This window comes from Bacillus cereus group sp. MYBK5-2, assembly GCF_051915685.1.
Classification (GTDB): Bacteria; Bacillota; Bacilli; order Bacillales; family Bacillaceae_G; genus Bacillus_A; species Bacillus_A cereus.
On sequence record NZ_JBQAFE010000001.1, the window covers coordinates 316,487 to 339,365 of the forward strand.

The window sequence follows — 22,879 nt, forward strand, 5'->3', positions numbered from 1 at the left end:
AAATGAAAATGCAAAAAAACTGGTGGCTCGGTTTTCTTGGATTTATTGGGGTTTATAAAATACCAGGTATGATTGAAGCTTTTCAAGCGGATGGAAATTGGATGAAGTTAATCGGTTTCATTTGGCTACTTTGGTTCGGATATTTTATTCCTGAGAAGAAAGAAGATTAAATTCCAATTTTCTGTAAAGTTACGTAAAATATAGATTGAGAGTATTCATATATTAGATTACTAGATTTGGAGTGGTTACATGGATCCATTGAAAAATGAAATTCACCCTGACATGGTCAAGGTGTGGAAAGCGCGTTCTTTAATTGAGCTAGGAATCAGTATTATAGTCATTTTTGCATATCTTTTCTTTATGATTAAGTTTAATTGGTGGGCTTGGATTTTCTATGTGCTCATCGGATTAACAATTGTATATACACCGTTTGATTACTTTACGTTTCCGAAACTACGTCAACGTTATTACAGCTACCAACTAAATGAAGAAGAACTTGAAATTCAGCATGGCCTTTTCGTTGTTAAGCGCGTATTAGTGCCGATGATTCGTGTACAGCACGTAACGATTGAACAAGGGCCAATTATGAGAAAATACGGATTAGCAGAATTACACATTTCAACAGCAGCAACTTCTCATAGCATCCCAGGTTTAACGATGTATGAAGCTGAAATGTTGAAAACGAAAATCGCAGAATTAGCGAAAGTGAGTGATGAGGATGTATAAAAGGCAGCATCCAATCACGATGTTATTAGAGTTAAAAATAACAGACTTTATACCACTCATTATTTTCATGTTTAGCTTAAACGGAAAGTTCCCGTTTTGGTATTTAATTCCCGCTGCATTCGGTTTACTCACCGTCTTTTCAGCGTTTGAAAAATGGTATTACACAACATACTGGGTTGAAAATAACGTATTACATGTGAAACAAGGTCTCTTTGTGAAAAAGGAGAGCTACTTAAATAAAGAACGTGTTCAAACAATTAATACAAGTTCTAACGTACTATACCAAATGCTCGGTTTGAAAAAAATTCAGATTGAAACAGCTGGCGGAGGCGATGAAGCAGAAGTTAGCTTAGCTGGAATTACGGTAGAAGAAGCGACAGAGCTTATCGCAATGTTAAATGAGTCGGCTTCAGAATTGAAAGTAGAAAAAACATTAGAAGAAGTAGAAGTAAAAGAAATTATTACAGAGGAAAAACAAGCGAGAGAATACAAATTAACGTGGAAAGAGATTTTAATAGCCTCTGTTACATCTGGTCAATTTGGATTATTATTCTCATTAATCTTTTTTGTGTATCACCAAGTAGATGAGTACATTCCGAAATGGATAGAGAATAGCGTAAAGTCGTATGTAATGGAACATGATATATATGGCTGGATTTTGATGATAGCTATTTTGCTCGTCCTTTCGTGGATTATATCGACAATTGGCTACGCGTTAAAACACGGTAACTTCACAGTGAATCGAAAAAATGATGAAGTCCGTATTTCGCAAGGGTTACTGGAGAGAAAAGAACTCGTACTAAAATTGCACCGCATTCAAGGGATTACGATAAAAGAAGGCATTTTACGCCAACCGTTCGGTTATTGTGCTGTGCAAGTAGAAGTCATTCAAAGTGAAGGGAAAGAAGAAAAAGTTACACTGCATCCTATCATTCGAAAAGATCGAGTGCAACAATTACTCGCGCATTTACAATTACCATACGAACTGAATGCAAGTATTACTTCGTTACCAAAAGCAGCATTGCGCCGCTATCTCATTGATAGTTTTATCTTTTTCGCTATGCTCGCAATCCCGCTTACTGGAATAAGCATATACTTTGAAAAGTATTACATCATGTGGGCATTACTACCGCTCGCAATCCTTATCTTTACACTTGGCTACGCAACATTTAAAACAAATGGCTACAGTGTTAACGGAGAACAAATTACACTTGTCTATCGTAGCGTCGGAAAATATACAGGACTTATTAGAAGAAGACACGTCCAATCAATGGAGAAGACACAATCATATTTCCAGCGCCGTGCGGATTTATGTACGTATAAGTTTTCGAGTGCATCATCTAGTTATAAAATAGAGCATACGAGAGTAGAAGATGCGGAGAGAATGCAGGATTGGTATAAGAAGAAAATAAATGAGATGTAACTTGAGAAAGCTTGCCTATTATGAAAGGCAGGCTTTTTTGTTATAGGGAAAAGAGTCGTTTAATCCATATATTAGTACAACTACAGCACACATGTATCAATACGTATGAAAAAAGGTAATATGCTTCTGTTTTAGGAAAATATGTGGGATTTTTGATATAAATGGTATAATAAAATGGAAATAGTATTAGGAGGTTATATATGATAAGTCAGTTGAAAAGAGAAGCACTTGATGCATTAAAAGGAAGATGGGGACTAGCGGTAGGGGCAACCTTATTAATTGGAATCCTTATTGGAGCTGTTGAAATGCTAACAACAGGTATTTTCTCGATATTTTGGGGTTGGGAAGAAGCAAGTGATTCACTTACAGTAAGTATTATAGTAATGCTTGTTATTGGTCCATTAACAATAGGTGCCTATTATCTTGTTTTAAATGCAATTCGTGGGACTGATGCTCGCATTGGTCATATATTTAGATGGTTTAGCGATGGAAGTAAGTTGATGAAGTCGTTTTTAACATATTTACTAATGTATGTATACTTGACTCTATGGACATTACTTCTTATTATTCCAGGTATTATTAAATCATTTTCTTATTCTATGACATATTTTATTTTGAATGATCATCCAGAATATACAGCGAATCAAGCGATTACTGAGAGTCGTCATATGATGAATGGACATAAAATGGATTACTTTTTACTATGCTTAAGTTTCTTAGGTTGGTTCATTTTAAGTATTCTTACTGTAGGAATCGGTTTCTTATGGTTAGCACCTTATTTCTACGCGACATCAGCCGCATTTTATGAAGAGATTTCAAAAGAATATTATAAAAAAGAAGGCACTACTTTCTAATAAAACATATAAACTATCTACCCTAAAGAATGTAGGGAGCAGATAGCAGATGGTTTAGGTGTTTTGATATTTGTCCTATTTTCGGGATTCACTTCAGGATAAGGTATAGATTTTTATATAGAAATGCTACCCTCTATGTTTTATCATAGAGGGTTATTTTTTTATGTAAAAATGATAGGAAATAATGAATAATATATGTAAAGAAACAAGCGAGGTGAATGAGAGTGAGCAAATTTTTAATACCGTATTCATTTTCTATATTAAGTTTCTTTATTTCAGCAACAGCACTTGATTTATATGATAGGATGGGAAACGATAGTGAGCTGGTTTCGCCGAACATAATTGGAAAGATAATTCAATCTACTGCGCAAATGGGAGTCCTTACATTGTATTTCGGAGTACCTATTATTTTAGGTGGCTGTCTACTTGGTGAGCTATTGTTTAGAGGTATCATTTTACGATTTAAACTCAGCTATATTATGTCTTTATTATTATATCTACTTTTAGCTTTTAGTATTGTTTTCGTAACGGTAGGCATTCCAACTACATATGAAGATTCTAATACATTTTTCATGGGGATAACTATGATTTGTGCTGTGACATTCTTTATGGGCCGGAATATATGGGAGAAAAAAGAAATGAATAATGGAGTAACAGAATGAAATATACATGTCCGTGCTGCGGGTATAGAACAATAGAAGAAGAACCACCAGGTACATATGAAATTTGTAATATATGTTACTGGGAAGATGATGAGGTACAGTTTAACAATCCTGACTTTGAAGGTGGTGCAAATGAAGTCTCGTTAAGACAAGCACAGAAAAATTTTATTGCATTTGGTGCTTGCGAGGAATGTTTTATTGGATTAGTTAGAAAATCGACTAGTGAAGATGTGAAGGATGCTAGTTGGCAGCGAATTTGTTAAGTAAAATGTTATTACTCAATTCAATGGGAGTAATAACATTTTTTATTTAGTACTGAAAGAATTACTGCTGTCTTAAAGTAATAAGAAGGAATAAATCGGTAAATTTTATTAATGGATATATTTTCAATAAATACAAAAGTATAGATGTATAGTCAGCTTTGTGTATTTAATGTTATCATATTGAATGATATGGAAATTTTTAATAGAATAAGTAACTAAAAATTCAAAGGTAATGAAGCTTTTGTTGTATAAAGAAAATACTTAGTAGTAATCAACAATATTAAAAATAAGATTCGTATTTATATAAATTTAGTAGAAATGGGGTTTTAAAAAGGAATGAGTATAAGCATAACGCGGCAAAAGATTTTGGCGGCCGCTTCTCAAATTGTGCAATGTAAAGGGGTTGCTAAATTAACCTTAGAAGCAGTGGCAAAAGAGGCGGGTGTAAGTAAAGGTGGATTATTGTATCACTTTTCAAATAAAGAAGCTTTAATAGAAGGTATGATAGTCAGAGGGGTAGAGGATTATGAGGGAGCCATTTACAATAAAGTAGCGGAAGACGCAGAGAAGAAAGGGAGATGGGTTCGCTCTTTTGTAGAGGAAAGATTAAATAATGAGAGAAGAACAGAAGAGTTATCTAGTAGTATGATGGCAGCATTCATGTTAAAACCTGAATTACTTGAGCCATTACAACAATCATTTCAGCAACTGCAAAAGAATATAGAAAACGATGAGATAGATTCAGTTTGTGCAACAATTATTAGATTAGCAGCAGATGGATTATGGTATTCGGAATATTTAGAGGTTGGAAGACTAAGCCCCGAGTTAAGAGAAAAAGTGATTCAAGCTCTTATTGGTAATTCATATAAATAGAATATACGAACTATATAATGCGAAAATAATTCACCATTGCTTCTTTAATGTAGTGGTGAATTATTTTTTTTATTAGAAAAATAGAACAATTTTATAGAGTATTGAATTATAACCGTCCAGACGGTATAGTAATATTTGGTTTAAGAGGAAAATGAAACAAAAAAAGAATAAAAGATATTTTTAGCACACTATTCGAAAGGATAGGCCGCAAAGCTTAGAGTCTACGGTAATACATATTGGTTACTAAGATCGTCTGGTTGCACATTTTTGATGCAACCGGACGGTCTTTTTTTGTTATATAAATATAAAAAATAGGAGGGAACTATGCAAATGAAAAGTACTAAAAGACATATTTCAATGGTTTCATTAGTTTTTCTAGTATTATTTTCAGTGCTGAATGTGTGGGCTCCAGTTATTCAAGCTGCTGTGATGAAAAGTCCAGTGGACGAAATTAATATTTCCCGTACTGATGGCACGACATCTGAACCGTATCAAGCCTCAGATGGTATGAAAGTAGAAGTGAAGTGGTCAGCTAAAGAAAAAATAAAAAGTGGAGATCAATTCACAATTGATATGCCAAAAGAGTTTCGAAAAGACCTTATGAATATGAGTTTTCCTTTAAAAGATGCTGAAGGAAAAACAGTTGGTACATGTGAGATGAAAAAGGGTCTATTAACGTGTACTATGGGGGATTACGTAGAAGGAAAGAATAACATTAAAGGTTCTTTATTCGTAGAATTCTACTTTGGTCTAGAAGCATATGATGGTGTTAAAGAAATTCCATTAGAATTTAACGTTGATGGTCAAATCGTCAATAAAGAAGTAAATGTAAGTAATACGACAGAGAGACCGAAGCCACAGCCCAATACAGATAATCTATTGAAATGGGGTTCTTATAATCAAGAAGATCCTTCGATTGCTGATTGGCTTGTATATGTAAATGCAACTGGAACAGAAATGCAAGATCTTAAATTAACAGATACATTAGGACCTGGGCATGAGTTAATTACAGACAGCGTAGTATTAGAAGAGGCTGTATTTGAAGATGGTTATGCACCAACAAATATTAAGCCAGCAGATTTATCTAACATTAAAATTAATGCAACAAAGGCTGGATTTACAATTGAGTTTCCAGACAGTTCAAAAGGCTATATTTTAAGATATAAAACAAAGGTTACAAATCCTGCTGCGAAGCCTCATAAAAATACTGTGAAATTAGAAGGTAAAAATATTAAAACTGAAGAAAAAGTAGGACAAGTATTTGTAAGTGGTGGGGGAGGATCCGGTTCAGGTGACAATAATCCACCTAGCATTGAAAAAAATATAGTTGATGAGAATGGCAAGCTTGTAGAGAATGAGCAGTTAACAAAAATGGATCAAGTGATTCAATACCAAGTTGGTACACACATACCGAACGATCCTCCTAAATACACATCTATGGTAATTCGTGATGATTTAGAAGATGTTTTAGAAGTATTAGAGGCAAAAGTGTATGATCAAAATGGCCAAGATATTACTTCTAAAGGAACGTTAAATATAGATAAACAAAGAAGTGAAGTAACATTTACGTTTGGTGAGAGTTTTGACTATAAGTCGTATGAAGACCAGATAATTAATCTTAGTATCAAGGCGAAAATTAAAAATGATGCAGACTTATCTTCTTACGTAGATAAGAAGATTCCTAATAAAGCGGAATTACATTTTGATGATAAAACATTAACATCAAAAGAAGTAACTATTACGCCGCCTGAAGCTCCAAAAGATGGTACAGTATCGCTTTATAAAATAGATTCTGAGAATCCGAACAAAGGGTTAAAAGGTGCCGAATTTGAAGTCCGAAATAGTGCAAATGAAGTTGTTGCAAAACTGAAAACGGACGAAAAAGGTTTTTCAGTACCTCAACCTTTAGCTCCTGGGACGTATAAAGTATATGAAACAGTAGCACCAGAAGGATATCAAAAATTAAAAGAACCAGTAGAGGTTACACTTCAAGCTGGAGAAACAAAAACAATTGAAATTAAAAATACTATGCAAAAGGGTCAAATTGAAGTAAAGAAAATTGATTCGGAAAATGGTGAAAAACCATTAGCAAATGCAGAGTTTGATATAGTAAAAGACGGTGTAGTAGTCGAACATATTGTTACAGATAAAGATGGTAAGGCAATCTCTAAACCGTTAGCACCAGGGAAATATATTTTAAAAGAAACGAAAGCGCCTGAAGGCTACCAATTAAAAGAAGCAGAGTTCGAAGTAAATGTAACAGGGGACGGCATATTCCCAATACAAGTGGAAAATGCAATGGTAGACAAAGGTAATATAGAAATTACAAAAGTGGACAAAGAAAACGGAGCAGTATTAGCGGGTGTCGAATTTGAAGTCCAAGATGAGAAAGATGGAGTGGTAAGAAAAGTAGTAACAGATAAAGATGGAAAAGCAAACGTTTCAGATCTATCAGTAGGAAAGTACAAATTAGTAGAGACGAAAAGCTTACCAGGTTATAAAAAGCTAACAGAACCAGTACCATTTGAAATAAAAAAAGGTATGACAAAATCTTTAGCAATAAAAGTAGAAAATGAGCAGTTAGACAAAGGCTCAGTAGAAATTACAAAAATAGATAAAGATAGCCAAAAAGTACTAGAAGGCGTAGTCTTCGAAGTGCAAGATGAGCAAGGCAAAGTAGTAACAGAAGTAAAAACAGATAAAGATGGTAAAGCAAAAATCTCTGATTTATCAGTAGGGAAGTACAAGTTAGTAGAGACGAAAAGTTTACCAGGCTACAAAAAGCTAACAGATTCAGTATCATTCGAAATTACAAAAGGTATGACAACAGTCCTATCGTTGAAAGTAGAAAATGAACAGTTAGATAAAGGTTCAGTAGAAATTACAAAAATAGATAAAGACAGCAAAAAAGCATTAAAAGGCGTAGTCTTTGAAGTGCAAGATGAAGCTGGAACAGTAGTAAAGGAAGTAAAAACAGATAAAGATGGTAAAGCAAAAATCTCAGATCTATCAGTAGGAAAGTACAAATTAGTAGAGAAAGAAAGTTTACCAGGCTATAAGAAATTAACAGAGCCAGTATCGTTTGAAATTACAAAAGGTATGACCGAGATCTTATCATTAAAAATAGAAAATGAAATGGTAGATACGGGAAATATAGAGATAACAAAGATAGATAAAGATAATAAAGCACCGTTAGCGGGAGTAACATTCATCGTACAAGATGAAAAGGGTAAGGAAGTTACGAAAGTAACGACAGATAAAGAAGGAAAAGCAAATGTTTCAGATTTACCTGTAGGAAAGTATGAATTAGTAGAGGTAGAAAGTTTACCTGGTTATAAAAAGTTAGAAAAACCAGTATCATTTGAAATTACAAAAGGCATGACCGAGGTCCTATCATTGAAAGTAGAAAATGAAATGGTGGATACAGGGAATGTAGAGATAACAAAAATAGATAAAGATAGTAAAGCTCCATTAGAAAATGTTGTATTTGAAGTACGTGATTCAAAAGGAAAAGTAGTTGCGAAAGTAAAAACGGATAAAGAAGGAAAAGCAAACGTTTCAGATTTATCTATTGGAAAGTATGAGTTGGTAGAAGTAGAAACACCGGCAGGATACAAACCACTAGAAAAGCCAATTTCATTCGAAATTGAAAAGGGTAGAGTAACAGCGCTAAAGCTAACAGTAGAAAATGAATTAGTGGATACAGGAAATGTAGAAATTACAAAAGTAGATAAAGAAAATAAAGATGCTTTAGCTGATGCAGTCTTTGAAATTCAAGATGAAGCAGGACAAGTAGTCGCTAAAATAACGACAGATAAAAAAGGACAAGTACAAGTTACTAACTTATCAGTCGGCACATACAAGTTAGTAGAAGTAAAAGCACCAAAAGGATATAAACAATTAGTAGATACGATTACTTTCCAAATTGAAAAAGGCATGACAAAATCTCTTGCTTTAACAGTAGAAAACGAAATGTTAGACAAGGGAAATGTGGAAGTAACAAAAGTAGATAAAGATAGTCAAAAAGTATTAGAAGGCGTAGTCTTCGAAGTACAAGACGACAAAGGCAAAGTAGTAACAGAAGTACAAACAGATAAAAATGGTAAAGCAAAAATCTCAGACTTATCTGTAGGAAAGTACAAATTAGTAGAGAAAGAAAGCTTACCAGGTTACAAAAAATTAACGGAACCAGTATCAGTCGAAATCAAAAAAGGTATGACGAAAGTCTTATCATTGAAAGTAGAGAACGAACAGTTAGATAAAGGTTCAGTAGAGATTACAAAAGTGGACAAAGAAAGTGGCGCAGTATTAGCGGGCGTAACATTCGAAGTGCAAGATGAAAAAGGCAAAGTAGTAACAAAAATAACGACAGATAAAGAAGGAAAAGCAACAATTTCAGATTTATCAGTAGGAAAATATAAGCTAGTAGAGGTAGAAAGCTTACCAGGATATAAAAAACTAGCGAAACCAGTATCATTCGAAATCAAAAAAGGTATGACAGAAGTTTTATCACTAAAAGTAGAGAATGAGCTAGTAGATAAAGGTTCAGTAGAAATTACAAAAGTGGACAAAGAAAGTGGCGCGTTATTAAAAGGCGTAACATTCGAAGTGCAAGATGAGCAAGGCAAAGTAGTAACAAAAGTAACAACAGATAAAGAAGGAAAAGCGAAAATTTCAGATCTATCTGTAGGAAAGTACAAACTAGTAGAAGTAGAAAGCTTACCAGGCTACAAAAAGCTAGCAGAGCCAGTATCATTCGAAATTGAAAAGGGTATGACAGAAGTCTTATCATTAAAAGTAGAGAATGAACAGTTAGACAAAGGTTCAGTAGAAATCACAAAAGTAGATAAAGATAGTCAAAAAGTATTAGAAGGCGTAGTCTTCGAAGTACAAGACGACAAAGGCAAAGTAGTAACAGAAGTACAAACAGATAAAAATGGTAAAGCAAAAATCTCAGATCTATCAGTAGGAAAGTACAAATTAGTAGAGAAAGAAAGTTTACCAGGTTACAAACAATTAACAGAACCAGTATCGTTTGAAATTACAAAAGGTATGACAGAAGTTCTATCATTAAAAATAGAAAATGAAATGGTAGATACGGGAAATGTAGAAATTACAAAAATAGATAAAGATAATAAGGCACCGTTAGCAGGTGTAGTCTTTGAAGTACAAGACGACAAAGGCAAGGTAGTAACGAAATTAACGACAGATAAAGCTGGAAAAGCAACAGTTTCAGATTTATCTGTAGGAAAGTACAAGCTAGTAGAAGTAGAGAGTTTACCAGGCTACAAAAAATTAGAAAAGCCTGTACCATTTGAAATTACAAAAGGTATGACAAAATCTTTAGCGTTCACTGTAGAAAATGAAATGGTAGATACGGGGAATGTAGAAATCACAAAAATAGATAAAGACAGTAAAGCACCATTAGAAAATGTTGTATTTGAAGTACGTGACTCAAAAGGCAAAGTAGTTGCGAAAGTAACGACGGATAAAGAAGGAAAAGCAAACGTTTCAGATCTATCAGTAGGAAAATACAAATTAGTAGAGACGAAGAGCTTACCAGGTTACAAAAAGTTAACGGAACCAGTATCATTCGAAATTACAAAAGGTATGACAAAAGTCTTATCATTGAAAGTAGAGAACGAACAGTTAGACAAAGGTTCAGTGGAGATTACAAAAATGGCCGCTGAAAGCAAGGAAGTCTTATCAGGAGCTGTGTTTGAAGTTCATGATGAAAAGGGAAAAGTAGTAGTGAAAGTAACAACAGATAAAGATGGAAAGGCAAAAATCACAGATCTATCTGTAGGTAACTACACACTAGTAGAAGTAGAAGCACCAAAAGGATATGAAAAATTAACTAATCCAATTCCATTTGAAATTACAAATGGAATGATAAATGCAGTTCAATTAGAAGTATTAAACAAATTGAATCATTTAGCACCACCAGGTCCAGAAACACCAGATCCAGAAAAGCCTGGAACACCAGATCCGGAGAAACCTGGAACACCGAATCCAGAAAAACCTGGAACACCAGATCCAGAAAAACCTGGAACACCGGATCCGGAGAAGCCTGGAACACCGAATCCAGAAAAGCCTGGAACACCAGATCCAGAAAAACCTGGAACACCGAATCCAGAAAAACCTGGAACACCAGATCCAGAAAAGCCAGGGACACCGAATCCAGAGAAACCTGGAACACCAGATCCAGAAAAGCCAGGGACACCGAATCCAGAGAAACCTGAAAAAGAATTACCGAAGACAGGGCAGAAAATGCCTGTGGAACCATATATGGGAGCACTTCTTGTAATGATGAGTTTTGGGTTACTCGTATTAGGTAGAAAACAGCAGAGATAATAAAGGTGAAAAGGTATCCTCAAAGTATTTGAGGATACCTTTTTTAGCATAAAAAAAAGCATCTAGCAAAAGTACTAGATGCAAATAAAAACACAAGGGAAGACAAAATTCTTCCCTTTTCCCGTATGTAATTATATCAAAAAATTTATAAAAAACTAGCTATATTTAAAATATAATTTTTAAAAAAGTTATATACATAAATAATTGCAATACGCGCAGTTTTATCTTTCTGAAAAATCCATTTCTTTAATTTCGAATATTAAGACTAATGTTGATAAATCTTCAGATAATTAGAAAAAATAACCAAAAGGATATATAATATTGCTTAATAAATAATTTTAATGAATTACATATATTTCATTTGGTGTATTAATTGAATATCATAATTTAAAATTTTACTAAGCAAGAATCTTGGTTACTTATTGCATTTCTAACATAGGGTGAGATAGAAAAATACAATAGTGTGGAGGTTTTTATAATGACGTTTGTTCTTAGTAAAATGAATGGGTTTAGCATAGAAGAAAAGGTACATGAATTTGAATCTAAAGGATTCCTTGAAATCTCAAATGAAATCTTTTTACAAGAGGAAGAGAATCATCGTTTATTAACACAAGCACAGTTAGATTATTATAATTTGGAAGATGATGCGTACGGTGAATGCCGTGCTAGATCTTATTCAAGGTATATAAAGTATGTTGATTCACCAGATTATATTTTAGATAATAGTAATGATTACTTCCAATCTAAAGAATATAACTATGACGATGGCGGGAAAGTTAGACAGTTCAATAGCATAAATGATAGCTTTTTATGCAATCCTTTAATTCAGAATATCGTGCGTTTCGATACTGAATTTGCATTTAAAACAAATATAATAGATACAAGTAAAGACTTAATTATAGGTTTACATCAAGTAAGATATAAAGCTACTAAAGAAAGACCATCTTTTAGTTCACCTATTTGGTTACATAAAGATGATGAACCAGTAGTGTTTTTACACCTTATGAATTTAAGTAATACAGCTATTGGTGGAGATAATTTAATAGCTAATTCTCCTCGGGAAATTAATCAGTTTATAAGTTTGAAGGAGCCTTTAGAAACTTTAGTATTTGGACAAAAGGTCTTCCATGCCGTAACGCCACTTGGAACAGAATGTAGTACGGAGGCTTTTCGTGATATTTTATTAGTAACATTTTCTTATAAGGAGACAAAATGAGAGAGAATAAAATAATTATGATTTCTGGAGCCAATAGCGGTATAGGTCATGCTTGTATAAAATACTTTTTAGAAAAATCATTTCATGTAATAGCGCTTGATATTCATAATAATAATTTAATAGATTATATGAAAACAGATATGCCTTTGAAAGTAGTGCAAATTGATTTAAGTAATAGCGAAGCGATTCATAATCTTTTTACTCAATTAGATTTAGAAAAGCTTTCTCCTGATATATTAATAAATGCAGCTGGTATTCGAGAGATAACACCTGTTTTACATTTATCCGATGATATGTTTAAAAAAGTAATTGATGTAAATTTAGTAGCCCCATTTATCCTTTCTAGGGAAGTAGCTAAGCGATGGTGTGAATCGAAAATAAAAGGTTGTATTGTGAATATAGCATCAGTTTCTGGATTAATGGCTGAACCAGAGCGAGCTGCTTATGTTGCATCAAAGCATGCTTTAATCGGATTGACTAAACAGATGGCTATGGAATTTGGGAAGCAAAATATAAGGGTAAATAGCATTTCTCCCGGTGTTATTAGAACCGAACTTACAGAAGAATACTTTAGTAATAAAGCCTTGATGTCTATGATAAAAAGTAATCAATCTTTAGATACTTGGGGGTTGCCGCAGGATATTGTTTCATGTATTGAGTACTTGATTTCTGATCAGGCCCGCTTTATTACTGGTTCTAATTTTGTAATTGATGGTGGTTGGACTGCTGGGAAAAATTTATAATTGAGTGTTTTTGAGGAAAAGCACCTGTCCTTTTTTAGGCTGGTGTTTTTCTCACTATAAACCGAGTTTTTATTGGAGGGGGATTAATTTGCTTCAAAAGAGTTTTAAGCAAGAGAAAACGGTACCGGCCTTAAAGATGATAGCATCAATGGTTATCTTTGGATCAGTTGGATTTTTTTCGGTTCAAACAAACTTACCTTCGTTTGAATTAGTGTTTGTAAGGTGTATTTTTGCGACAATATTTTTAAGTGTATGCTGGTTGCTTACAGGGCAATATAAACAAGATAAATGGGAACGAAAAGAAGTTATTCAAGTTTTAATATGTGGTTTTTTCTTAGTATTTAATTGGGTTTTCTTATTTAAAGCCTTTGAAAATATGTCAGTTACAATTGCTATATCAGTTTATCATCTTGCACCAGTAATTGTACTGTTAATTGGAAGTATCGTCTTTAAAGAAAAATTAACATTCATATCTATCATTTCAATAATTGTGTGTTTTGCAGGAGCTTTATTAATTGCTGGTATTGATGGAAGCTTCTCTGTCGGCTCATTAATGTCTTCAGGTATGATATGGGGATTTCTTGCGGCTCTCTTTTATGCATTTACAACTTTATTTGGTAAAGGGATTAACAAAATGAGTGCGTATGCAATGACATTTTTACAAACATTCTTGGGGATATTTCTTTTAATACCATTTATAGATTTAGATGCTTTTAGTGGCCTCACTCAAAGTAATTGGACATATATTATAGCTACTGGTTTTATTCACACAGGGATAGTATATTATCTGTTTTTTGATAGTTTACGCTATTTATCTACAAAAACAATCTCAATATTAGTTTTTTTAGATCCGGCAGTGGCAATATTATTAGATACTGTACTTACTGGATTCCGTCCAACTTTAATGCAAATAACAGGAATTCTTTTTATTTTTATTGGCATGACTTTAACATTAAAAAAATCTAAAGATAAAAAACTAAGCCAAAAAGAAAAGCGAATTGAAAGCGATGCTAGTATATCTCAACAATAATGAAATATATTGTGTATAAAACGATAAACCTTGCATGAATCATGTAAGGTTTATTTTATTTCAATATAATTCATATTTATAATACATAATTTTCAAAACTGAGGTATGTGTTTCTTTAATATGTTTTTGATTCAACTATTTTTATTTGACTATAAATTTACAAAATTGTATATAAAACCTTATTTTTTGATAATATATAAGTAATAAATTCATAGAATTGGAGTGATGAGATGCAGCCTTTAGAAAGGGAGATTCATTCTAATATGCTGAAAGTGTGGAGGATGCACGCTTTAATTGGGGCGGCAGTTATACTAACAGTCGTAATTGCGTATTTCTTTTTTATGATTAACTTTAACTGGTGGGGCTGGTTGTTCGGACTGTTAGTAACAGGAGCTAGTACATTTATTCCACTTGATTATTTTGTGTTTCCAAATTTACGTCAGCGCTATTATAGTTACAGATTAAATGAAGAAGAGATTGAGATTCAAAAGGGAATGTTCGTTGTAAAACGCGTACTTATTCCGATGATCCGTGTGCAGCACGTAACGATTGAGCAAGGGCCGATCATGAGAAAGTATAATTTAGCAGAATTACATATTTCAACAGCCGCAACTTCTCATAGTATTCCAGGTTTAACGAAAGAAGAAGCAGAACAGCTGAAAAGACAAATTGGAGAACTTGCGAAAGTGAGTGATGAGGATGTATAAGAGGCAACATCCGATTACGATATTGTTAGGTATTAGGATTGCGAGTTTGTTGCCACTTATTATTCTTGTTTTATTTAAACCTGATGAACAAGTGGAACCTTGGTATTTATTTTATCTTTTTCTTCTGGTTGTTTTATTCATCATGGCTATTTTTTCAGCAATTAAATGGTATTTTAAAGTGTACTGGATTGAGAATAATATTTTACATATAAAGCACGGTGTTTTTGTAAAGAAGGAAAGCTATTTAAATAAAGAGCGTGTACAAAATATTAGTACGTCTTCTAACATCATTTATCAAATGCTCGGACTTATGAAGTTAAATATAGAAGTAGCCGGTGGTGGTAATGAACCAGAAGTGATGTTGGCTGGTATTAAAGAAGACGAGGCAAAACATTTAATTTCTTTATTACATAAGAAAGAAACTACTGTAAAAGAAGAAATAGAAGAGGAAGAAAGCAAGACGGTTTATCAGTTAACAGCGAAAGAGGTTTTAGCCGCAGCGATTACATCTGGTCGGTTCGGACTAGTGTTCTCTGGACTAGTACTTCTTTACACAAAGTTTGATTTTGTTCTTCCTGAAGGATTCACAAGTAAAGTAGAAGCGTATGTGATGGGAAACGGTGTTTATAAACTAATTGTAATTGCATTAATTTTAATGGCAATTTCGTGGATTATTTCCACGGCTGGATATGTGTTGAAATATGCAAACTTTAAAATTGAGCGAAAAGGGGAAGAGATTCGTATCGTTCAAGGATTATTTGAAAAGAAAGAGTTTGTCTTAAAATTGCACCGCATTCAAGCGATTACTGTAAAAGAAGGTATGCTTCGCCAGCCGTTTGGCTATTGTGCTGTTGAAGTGGAAGCAATTCAAAGTATTGGAGCAGCAAGTAACGAAGTAATGTTGCATCCATTTATGAAGAAAAAAGATGTACAGCACCTGATCACATATTTAGAGTTACCATATGAAATCGAAGCGGAGATCGTTCACTTACCAAAAACAGCGTTGCGTCGTTATTTCATTATGGGCTGGTTAATAAGTATCATACTCACAGTTCTAATTGCCAGCGTGAGTATATATTTTAAACAATATATTGCGTTGTTTGTTATTTTACCGTTATTTATCGTGTTTTCGTTACTTGCGTATGCTAGATATAAAAGTGGCGGTTATGAATTAAGAGAAAATCAACTAACGGTTGTATATCGTAATTTTTCGAAATATACAGGAATAATGCGAAGAAGACATGTTCAAGCAGTAGGTTATAATCAATCGTATTTTCAAAGAAAAGATGAATTATGTACAACTCTTGTAGCGGTAGCTGGGCGCGGTTATGAAGTAAAGCATATGAGAAAAAAAGATTCACTTCGTATATATAATTGGTACAAAGAAAAAGGAAACACCGGTGTGTAATGGTGTTTCCTTTTTGTCATTAAATTGATATCTTTAGTCGAATCGTTGATATATTTCAAGATATGATAGATATATTCGGAAAATCGTTGATATATTTCAAGATGTGATAGATATATTCGGAAAATCATTGATATATTCAAAGATATGATAGATATATTCGGAAAATCGTTAATATAATTTCACGTACTGTTAGTGTTGTATTATGTTTTAATTAAACTAACACATCAAAAGTAGTCACAAAAGATGGACGAGAGAAAATACTCTTTTGCTGTTCCGCATGTGGATGCGCTGGAGCTTGTCCTTCTGCTTGCGTGGGACGTTTTTTATGAGCGTTTTCGAATGAACGTGATTCTGTCCAGTCTTTAAAGTTTTGCTCTGTTTCCCACATCGTTAAGATGACGTATGTATCGTTACTTAATGGGCGTAGAACACGGATCGCTTGGAATCCTGGTTCGTTTTCAATAAGGCCTGCGCGGTTTTTAAAGCGGTTTTCGAATACTGGGCGACCTTCGTCTGTGACAGAAATGTTGTTACAAACGATATAGCCAGGTTGTCCTTTAAATTCACCGACAGCATCTAGTACGTCATACTGAAGTGAGCCTTCTACAGATTCTTCTGTATTTTCTTTATAAAACATATTTTTTTCATCATTTTTTGCAGTGAAATGTGCTTGTTCTAGAGGTGTTTCGTATGAAATAATAGCCTTCATTTTAATGCCCCCTTAATAGTTTGTTTCTATTATATCAACTCTCTTAAAAAACTTCGAAGATTATATACATAAAGATACTTCTTTTTCAAATAATAAATGTACCATCATTTGGAAAGAAGGACGATGTATGAAGAAAGTAAAGTGGACTTTATTAGGCGGCGTCGCAACGTTCGTAGTAGCGATTGTAATCTATAAACTTATCGTGTTAGCTGGTGGCTATATGATGGATGAAAAGCAGCTCGTTTTCCACTCTTCATCACGTATCGTTGACCAGAAAGGGAAAGAAATTACGAAATTATACGTAGAAAATAGAGAGCTCGTACCAATCGAGCAAATTCCGAAGTATGTGCAGCAGGCGTTTGTTGCGGTGGAAGATTCTCGTTTTTATGAGCATCAAGGGATTGATTATCCGTCTATATTCCGTGCTCTTTATAAAGATACGTTAGCTAGAGAGAAGGTAGAGGGCGGTAGTACCATTACGCAGCAACTCGCTAAAAACGTCTTTTTAACTCGTGAAAAAACATTTACGCGCAAATTGAAGGAAGTCGCAATTTCTCTTCAATTAGAGCAAAAATATACGAAGCAACAAATTCTTGAAATGTATATGAATCATATTTATTTTGGTCATGGGGCTTACGGCATTCAAGCGGCAGCAAAGTTGTATTTTAATAAAAATGTTGAGGATTTAACAGTAGAGGAAGGGGCAATGCTTGCAGGCCTTCCGAAGTCACCAAACGGATATTCACCGTACTATTCTGCAGAGAAGAGTAAGGAACGCCGTGATCTAGTGTTGTCACTTATGCATAAACAAGGCTATTTGACTGCAGAAGAAAGCGTTCGTTATCAAGGGAAGACAATTGCTCTATATAAAAATTTAGATGAGAATGAGCTTGCATATATGCCGTATATTGATATGGTCATAGATGAAGCCGCTCGTTTATACGGATTGTCTCATCAAGAAGTACTTCGCGGAGGATATACGTTTGTCGTACCTATGGATGAAAAGATTCAAAAGGTAGCATATAACCAGTTTCAAGATGTAAGGAATTTCCCTGGGAAAGAAGAGGGGGCGCAAGGTGCTTTCTTATTAATGGATAATCGTACGGGAGGGATTAAAGCGGCGATTGGGGGAAGAAAGTACGTCCCGAGAGGATTTAATCGTGTTTTTGCCAAAAGGCAGCCTGGATCTGTTTTAAAACCACTTATCGTTTATGCACCAGCACTAGAAACGAAAAAGTATAATCCGTATTCTTTATTAACGAATGAAAGAAATTCTTTTGAAGGGTATGAACCTCGAAATTATAATCATGAGTATTCAAAAGAAATGACGATGTATGATGCGATTTTAGAGTCGGCAAATGTACCGGCAGTTTCTTTATTAAATGAGTTAGGGGTAGAAGAAGGAAAGCAATATTTAGAAAAAGGAAATGTTCATATTGCAGATGCTGGTTTAAGTACAGCGCTTGGCGGATTGAAAAATGGCGTTTCAACATTTGATCTTGTAAAAATGTATCGTTCATTTTTAGCAAATGGAAATATTATCGAGCCGCACGTTATTGATAAAGTATTAAATAGACACGGTGCAGTCATTGGGGAATCTCCAAAAGTAGAGACAAAAATCTTCTCGAAGCAGACAGCATGGTATATGACGAAAATGTTAGAAGGAGTTGTGAAGGAAGGAACAGCAAGATTTGGTGTATATAACGGTGCGTTAGCTGGAAAAACGGGTACAACTTCATTGCCAAATGACGATAAGGGAGCAAGAGATATGTGGTTCGTTGGTTATACACCGAACTTAGTAGGCGCTGTTTGGATTGGTTATGACCGTACGGATAAGGAGCATCAGTTGCAAGGAGAAAGTGCATCTGCGACAAAATTGTTTAAGAAAATTTTAACGAAGGCTAATGTAGAACATAAAGAGAAGTTTATGAAGCCTGAAGGTGTGGAAACAATCGGCGCTCCGATTCGGCTGCGCAAAATTGAAGATGTAAAAATGAAATTATCATTTAGCCCTTTCGGTTTATTTAAAGCAAAATTAAGCTGGACGCCACTTCCAGATAACAGAATTATGTACCGAATCTATAGAGTGGAGAATGGAATTCATACGCATGTTAGCACTGTAAATGGTGCTGGAGAATATGAGGAAAAGTTCATTAACATATTTTCAAAACCGAGCTTTTACGTTGTACCATATAATACACAAACGAATCGTGAAGGAGAAAAGTCAAAAGTAGCTAAACCATAGTTTTTCTCTGTGTTATAATAAGAATGTTGTGAAAATAGTAAGCGTTTTTACGAATGTTTGTGTCAATTTAATGAACAACGTACATAATATTATGCATTTTGTTTTTACAAGCTGTATAGTAAAAAAAGATAAATATCGAACGTATTCGAAGCATTGGTAAGGAAGGGAGCAAGGGTCTTGGTAAGAACTATAAATGAGACATTTTTAAAAGCATGTAGGGGGGAACGTACTGATTATGTACCAGCATGGTATATGCGTCAGGCAGGTCGTTCGCAGCCGGAATATAGAAAGATAAAAGAAAAGTATTCTTTATTTGAAATTACACACAATCCAGAGTTGTGTGCTTACGTGACAAAGTTGCCGGTTGATCAATATAACGTAGACGCAGCAATTCTTTATAAAGATATTATGTCACCACTACCTGCAATTGGTGTGGATGTAGAAATTAAATCAGGTATTGGCCCAGTTATCGATAACCCAATCCGTTCTTTACAAGATGTAGAAAAACTAGGGGAAATCAATCCAGAAGATGACGTACCGTACATACTAGATACAATTCGTTTATTAACGACAGAAATGTTAGACGTACCGTTAATCGGTTTTTCAGGAGCTCCATTTACATTAGCGAGCTATATGATTGAAGGCGGTCCATCTCGTAACTACCATAATACGAAAGCGTTCATGTATGCAGAGCCGAAAGCTTGGTTCGCTTTAATGGATAAACTAGCAGATATGGTTATTACATATTTAAAAGCGCAAATTAACGCAGGAGCAAAAGCAGTTCAAATTTTCGATTCTTGGGTTGGAACAGTAAATGTAGCAGATTATCGCGTATTTATTAAACCAGCAATGGAGCGTATTTTTGCAGAAGTTCGTAAGATGGGTGTTCCAATGATTATGCACGGCGTAGGAGCTGCACACTTAGTGAATGAGTGGCACGACTTACCGCTTGATGTAGTCGGCTTAGATTGGCGCTTACCGATTGAAGAAGCACGTGCACGGGGCGTTCATAAGGCGGTACAAGGTAATATGGACCCTTCATTCTTACTTGCACCATGGTCTGTTATTGAAGAACATGTAAAAGGTATTTTAGATCAAGGGATGAAACAGCCGGGTTATATCTTTAACCTAGGTCACGGTGTATTCCCAGAAGTAAATCCAGATACATTAAAACGTTTAACTACATTTATTCATGAATACTCTAAAGGGCAGTTAGCGAAGTAAAGGAGCATTGCTGTATGAAAAAGAAAATTGGTTTGCTTGTAATGGCATACGGAACGCCATATAAAGAAGAAGATATTGAACGTTACTATACACATATTCGCAGAGGAAGAAAGCCAAGTCCTGAAATGCTGGAAGATTTAACAGAGCGTTACCGTGCAATTGGTGGTATTTCTCCTTTAGCTACTATTACATTAGAGCAAGCTAAGAAGTTAGAGAAGCGTTTAAATGAAGTACAAGATGAAGTAGAGTACCATATGTATCTTGGCTTAAAACATATTGAACCGTTTATTGAAGATGCGGTGAAAGATATGCATAACGACGGAATACAAGATGCAATCGCACTTGTTCTTGCACCTCACTATTCTACGTTTAGCGTGAAATCGTACGTTGGACGAGCACAAGAAGAAGCTGAGAAACTTGGAAACTTAACAATTCACGGCATTGATAGCTGGTATAAAGAGCCGAAATTCATCCAGTACTGGGTTGATGCAGTGAAAGGTATATATAACGGTATGTCAGATGCAGAGCGTGAAAAAGCAGTATTAATCGTATCTGCACATAGCTTACCAGAGAAAATTATTGCAATGGGCGATCCATATCCAGATCAATTAAATGAAACAGCGGATTATATCGCGCGCGGAGCTGAAGTAGCAAACTATGCAGTAGGCTGGCAAAGTGCAGGAAACACACCAGATCCTTGGATTGGTCCAGATGTACAAGATTTAACGAGAGAACTAAATGAAAAGCACGGTTATACTTCATTCGTATATGCACCAGTTGGATTTGTTGCGGAACATTTAGAAGTTTTATATGACAACGACTTTGAGTGTAAAGTTGTAACGGATGAAATTGGCGCGAAATATTATCGTCCAGAAATGCCAAATGCATCGGACGCATTTATTGATTGTTTAACAGATGTTGTATTAAAGAAAAAAGAATCTGTACTGTAAGAAGAAAGGGGGAGCCTGCTTGAGGAAAAAGGTTGTGATCATCGGCGGAGGCATCACTGGATTAACAGCAATGTATAACTTACAAAAAAATATTCATGAAAAAAACTTGCCGATTGATACATTACTTATAGAAGCATCGGGTAAACTTGGCGGAAAAATTCAAACCGTTCGAAAAGATGGATTTACAATTGAGCGCGGACCAGATTCTTTCTTAGCACGAAAAGAAAGTGCAGCTAGATTAGTGAAAGAATTAGGTCTTGGCGATGAACTTGTAAATAATCAAGCCGGTCAATCATTTATCCTTGTAAACAATCGGTTACATAAAATGCCGAATGGATCAATGATGGGAATTCCAACGCAAATTACGCCGTTTCTATTTTCCGGGCTGTTCTCCCCAATTGGTAAACTAAGAGCTGGCTTTGATCTATTAATGCCGAGGTCAAAGCCAGTATCTGACCAATCACTCGGACAATTTTTCAGACATCGTCTTGGAAACGAAGTGGTTGAAAACTTAATAGAGCCGTTACTATCGGGTATTTATGCAGGGGATATTGATGAAATGAGCTTAATGTCAACATTCCCGCAAATGTATCAAATTGAGCAGAAACATCGCAGTATTTCACTCGGTATGCGTACGCTCGCTCCGAAAGAAGAGAAAGCTGAACCGAAAAAGGGAATGTTCCAAACAGTGAAAACAGGTTTAGAATCTATCGTAGAATCTCTCGAAGCAAAGATGCATGAAGGTACGATAATAAAGGGAACTCGCATTGAAAAAGTTGCAAAACAGGGTGATGGTTATACGATTACTCTTAGTAACGGAAAAGAAATAGAAGCGGACGCTATCGTAGTGGCAACTTCGCATAAAGTATTGCCGTCCATGTTTGCTCAGTACAAGCAGTTTCGTTTCTTCCGTAATATTCCAGCCACATCCGTTGCGAATGTGGCACTTGCTTTCCAAAAGTCTGCAATCCAGCGCGATATTAATGGTACAGGATTTGTCGTATCACGAAATAGCGATTACACCATTACAGCATGTACGTGGACGCATAAAAAATGGCCACATACAACGCCAGAAGGAAAAACACTCCTTCGCTGTTACGTTGGACGTGCTGGTGATGAAGCGGTTGTAGAACAAACTGAAGAAGAACTCGTTCAGCTCGTACTAGAAGATTTAAGGAAGACGATGGATATTACAGAGGATCCAGAGTTTACAATCGTAAGTCGCTGGAAAGAAGCGATGCCTCAATATACAGTAGGCCATAACGAGCGAATGAAAAAGCTCACAACATTTATGGAGAAAGAGTTGCCAGGTATCTACTTGGCAGGTAGCTCCTATGCTGGTGCTGGACTTCCAGACTGTATGAATCAAGGTGAGGAAGCTGCAAAGCGTGTATTATCTCATTTGGAGAAAGTAATAGATGCTGAATTAATCGCACAATAAATTATAAGAAACGCCTTCAATCATATTGAAGGCGTTTCGTTTATTATATAA

18 protein-coding genes and 1 riboswitch are annotated in these 22,879 nt (G+C 34.9%); of the genes, 17 read left to right on the top strand and 1 reads right to left on the bottom strand.

Going from position 1 to position 22,879, the window contains the following annotated elements:
- The first annotated feature begins 2 nt into the window (after positions 1–2).
- The 13 genes from ACTFP3_RS01810 to ACTFP3_RS01870 all read left to right on the top strand — a co-directional run bounded on the left by ACTFP3_RS01810 (position 3) and on the right by ACTFP3_RS01870 (position 16,259).
- Positions 3–170, top strand: coding sequence for a hypothetical protein (locus ACTFP3_RS01810; protein WP_000783813.1), 168 nt, complete (start codon positions 3–5; stop codon positions 168–170).
- A 79-nt stretch (positions 171–249) separates the two neighbouring features.
- Positions 250–726: a PH domain-containing protein gene (locus tag ACTFP3_RS01815; protein WP_000371345.1), complete on the top strand. Its 477-nt coding sequence runs from the start codon at positions 250–252 to the stop codon at positions 724–726.
- Positions 719–2,149: a PH domain-containing protein gene (locus ACTFP3_RS01820; RefSeq protein ID WP_440009185.1), complete on the top strand. Its 1,431-nt coding sequence runs from the start codon at positions 719–721 to the stop codon at positions 2,147–2,149. The genes ACTFP3_RS01815 and ACTFP3_RS01820 overlap by 8 nt, the downstream gene beginning before the upstream one ends.
- A gap of 200 nt (positions 2,150–2,349) precedes the next feature.
- Positions 2,350–3,003, top strand: a complete 654-nt coding sequence (locus ACTFP3_RS01825; RefSeq protein ID WP_000625400.1) for a DUF975 family protein — start codon at positions 2,350–2,352, stop codon at positions 3,001–3,003.
- 224 nt (positions 3,004–3,227) lie between these two features.
- Positions 3,228–3,665 carry a hypothetical protein gene (locus ACTFP3_RS01830; protein WP_440009187.1) on the top strand — a complete coding sequence of 146 codons (438 nt, stop codon included), beginning with the start codon at positions 3,228–3,230 and terminating at the stop codon, positions 3,663–3,665.
- Complete coding sequence (locus ACTFP3_RS01835; RefSeq protein ID WP_440009189.1) at positions 3,662–3,928, top strand: CPCC family cysteine-rich protein; 267 nt, start codon at positions 3,662–3,664, stop codon at positions 3,926–3,928. Before ACTFP3_RS01830 ends, ACTFP3_RS01835 begins: the two co-directional genes overlap by 4 nt.
- 336 nt (positions 3,929–4,264) lie before the next feature.
- The gene (locus ACTFP3_RS01840; protein WP_440009191.1) at positions 4,265–4,801 is read left to right on the top strand and encodes a TetR/AcrR family transcriptional regulator; all 537 of its coding nucleotides are present in this window, start codon (positions 4,265–4,267) and stop codon (positions 4,799–4,801) included.
- 172 nt (positions 4,802–4,973) lie between these two features.
- Positions 4,974–5,066: riboswitch (cyclic di-GMP riboswitch) on the top strand.
- A gap of 59 nt (positions 5,067–5,125) precedes the next feature.
- A complete protein-coding gene (locus ACTFP3_RS01845; RefSeq protein WP_440009193.1) occupies positions 5,126–11,155 on the top strand; it encodes a SpaA isopeptide-forming pilin-related protein in 6,030 nt (2,009 codons plus the stop codon).
- Positions 11,156–11,633: 478 nt separating this feature from the next.
- The gene (locus ACTFP3_RS01850) at positions 11,634–12,371 is read left to right on the top strand and encodes a 2OG-Fe dioxygenase family protein (RefSeq protein WP_000144813.1); all 738 of its coding nucleotides are present in this window, start codon (positions 11,634–11,636) and stop codon (positions 12,369–12,371) included.
- A complete protein-coding gene (locus ACTFP3_RS01855) occupies positions 12,368–13,114 on the top strand; it encodes an SDR family NAD(P)-dependent oxidoreductase (protein WP_001208938.1) in 747 nt (248 codons plus the stop codon). The genes ACTFP3_RS01850 and ACTFP3_RS01855 overlap by 4 nt, the downstream gene beginning before the upstream one ends.
- Positions 13,115–13,202: 88 nt before the next feature.
- Entirely contained in the window at positions 13,203–14,144 is a 942-nt protein-coding gene (locus tag ACTFP3_RS01860; protein WP_000939625.1) for a DMT family transporter, read from the top strand.
- Positions 14,145–14,374: 230 nt separating this feature from the next.
- Positions 14,375–14,851, top strand: coding sequence for a PH domain-containing protein (locus tag ACTFP3_RS01865; protein ID WP_326035667.1), 477 nt, complete (start codon positions 14,375–14,377; stop codon positions 14,849–14,851).
- Positions 14,844–16,259: a PH domain-containing protein gene (locus ACTFP3_RS01870; RefSeq protein ID WP_000278131.1), complete on the top strand. Its 1,416-nt coding sequence runs from the start codon at positions 14,844–14,846 to the stop codon at positions 16,257–16,259. Before ACTFP3_RS01865 ends, ACTFP3_RS01870 begins: the two co-directional genes overlap by 8 nt.
- Before the next feature lie 211 nt (positions 16,260–16,470).
- On the opposite strand, the gene hmoB is transcribed toward ACTFP3_RS01870, so the two are convergent.
- Positions 16,471–16,968: a heme-degrading monooxygenase HmoB gene (hmoB, locus tag ACTFP3_RS01875; RefSeq protein ID WP_000644062.1), complete on the bottom strand. Its 498-nt coding sequence runs from the start codon at positions 16,966–16,968 to the stop codon at positions 16,471–16,473.
- 127 nt (positions 16,969–17,095) lie between these two features.
- On the opposite strand from hmoB, the gene ACTFP3_RS01880 reads away from it, so the two are divergent.
- From ACTFP3_RS01880 to hemY, 4 genes are all read left to right on the top strand, one after another.
- Positions 17,096–19,213 carry a transglycosylase domain-containing protein gene (locus tag ACTFP3_RS01880; protein WP_440009196.1) on the top strand — a complete coding sequence of 706 codons (2,118 nt, stop codon included), beginning with the start codon at positions 17,096–17,098 and terminating at the stop codon, positions 19,211–19,213.
- A gap of 177 nt (positions 19,214–19,390) precedes the next feature.
- Entirely contained in the window at positions 19,391–20,437 is a 1,047-nt protein-coding gene (gene hemE / locus ACTFP3_RS01885; protein WP_000252605.1) for a uroporphyrinogen decarboxylase, read from the top strand.
- Between the two features lie 14 nt (positions 20,438–20,451).
- Positions 20,452–21,387 carry a ferrochelatase gene (gene hemH, locus ACTFP3_RS01890; protein ID WP_000726775.1) on the top strand — a complete coding sequence of 312 codons (936 nt, stop codon included), beginning with the start codon at positions 20,452–20,454 and terminating at the stop codon, positions 21,385–21,387.
- 19 nt (positions 21,388–21,406) lie between these two features.
- Entirely contained in the window at positions 21,407–22,828 is a 1,422-nt protein-coding gene (gene hemY, locus ACTFP3_RS01895) for a protoporphyrinogen oxidase (RefSeq protein ID WP_139849527.1), read from the top strand.
- The last annotated feature ends 51 nt before the right edge of the window (positions 22,829–22,879 follow it).

Bases quoted from the DNA above. Each gene is read 5' to 3' on its own strand.
- ACTFP3_RS01810 (WP_000783813.1), top strand. From the start codon at position 3: ATGAAAATGCAAAAAAACTGGTGGCTCGGTTTTCTTGGATTTATTGGG.
- ACTFP3_RS01815 (WP_000371345.1), top strand. From the start codon at position 250: ATGGATCCATTGAAAAATGAAATTCACCCTGACATGGTCAAGGTGTGG.
- ACTFP3_RS01820 (WP_440009185.1), top strand. From the start codon at position 719: ATGTATAAAAGGCAGCATCCAATCACGATGTTATTAGAGTTAAAAATA.
- ACTFP3_RS01825 (WP_000625400.1), top strand. From the start codon at position 2,350: ATGATAAGTCAGTTGAAAAGAGAAGCACTTGATGCATTAAAAGGAAGA.
- ACTFP3_RS01835 (WP_440009189.1), top strand. From the start codon at position 3,662: ATGAAATATACATGTCCGTGCTGCGGGTATAGAACAATAGAAGAAGAA.
- ACTFP3_RS01840 (WP_440009191.1), top strand. From the start codon at position 4,265: ATGAGTATAAGCATAACGCGGCAAAAGATTTTGGCGGCCGCTTCTCAA.
- ACTFP3_RS01845 (WP_440009193.1), top strand. From the start codon at position 5,126: ATGCAAATGAAAAGTACTAAAAGACATATTTCAATGGTTTCATTAGTT.
- ACTFP3_RS01850 (WP_000144813.1), top strand. From the start codon at position 11,634: ATGACGTTTGTTCTTAGTAAAATGAATGGGTTTAGCATAGAAGAAAAG.
- ACTFP3_RS01855 (WP_001208938.1), top strand. From the start codon at position 12,368: ATGAGAGAGAATAAAATAATTATGATTTCTGGAGCCAATAGCGGTATA.
- ACTFP3_RS01865 (WP_326035667.1), top strand. From the start codon at position 14,375: ATGCAGCCTTTAGAAAGGGAGATTCATTCTAATATGCTGAAAGTGTGG.
- ACTFP3_RS01870 (WP_000278131.1), top strand. From the start codon at position 14,844: ATGTATAAGAGGCAACATCCGATTACGATATTGTTAGGTATTAGGATT.
- hmoB (WP_000644062.1), bottom strand. From the start codon at position 16,968: ATGAAGGCTATTATTTCATACGAAACACCTCTAGAACAAGCACATTTC.
- ACTFP3_RS01880 (WP_440009196.1), top strand. From the start codon at position 17,096: ATGAAGAAAGTAAAGTGGACTTTATTAGGCGGCGTCGCAACGTTCGTA.
- hemH (WP_000726775.1), top strand. From the start codon at position 20,452: ATGAAAAAGAAAATTGGTTTGCTTGTAATGGCATACGGAACGCCATAT.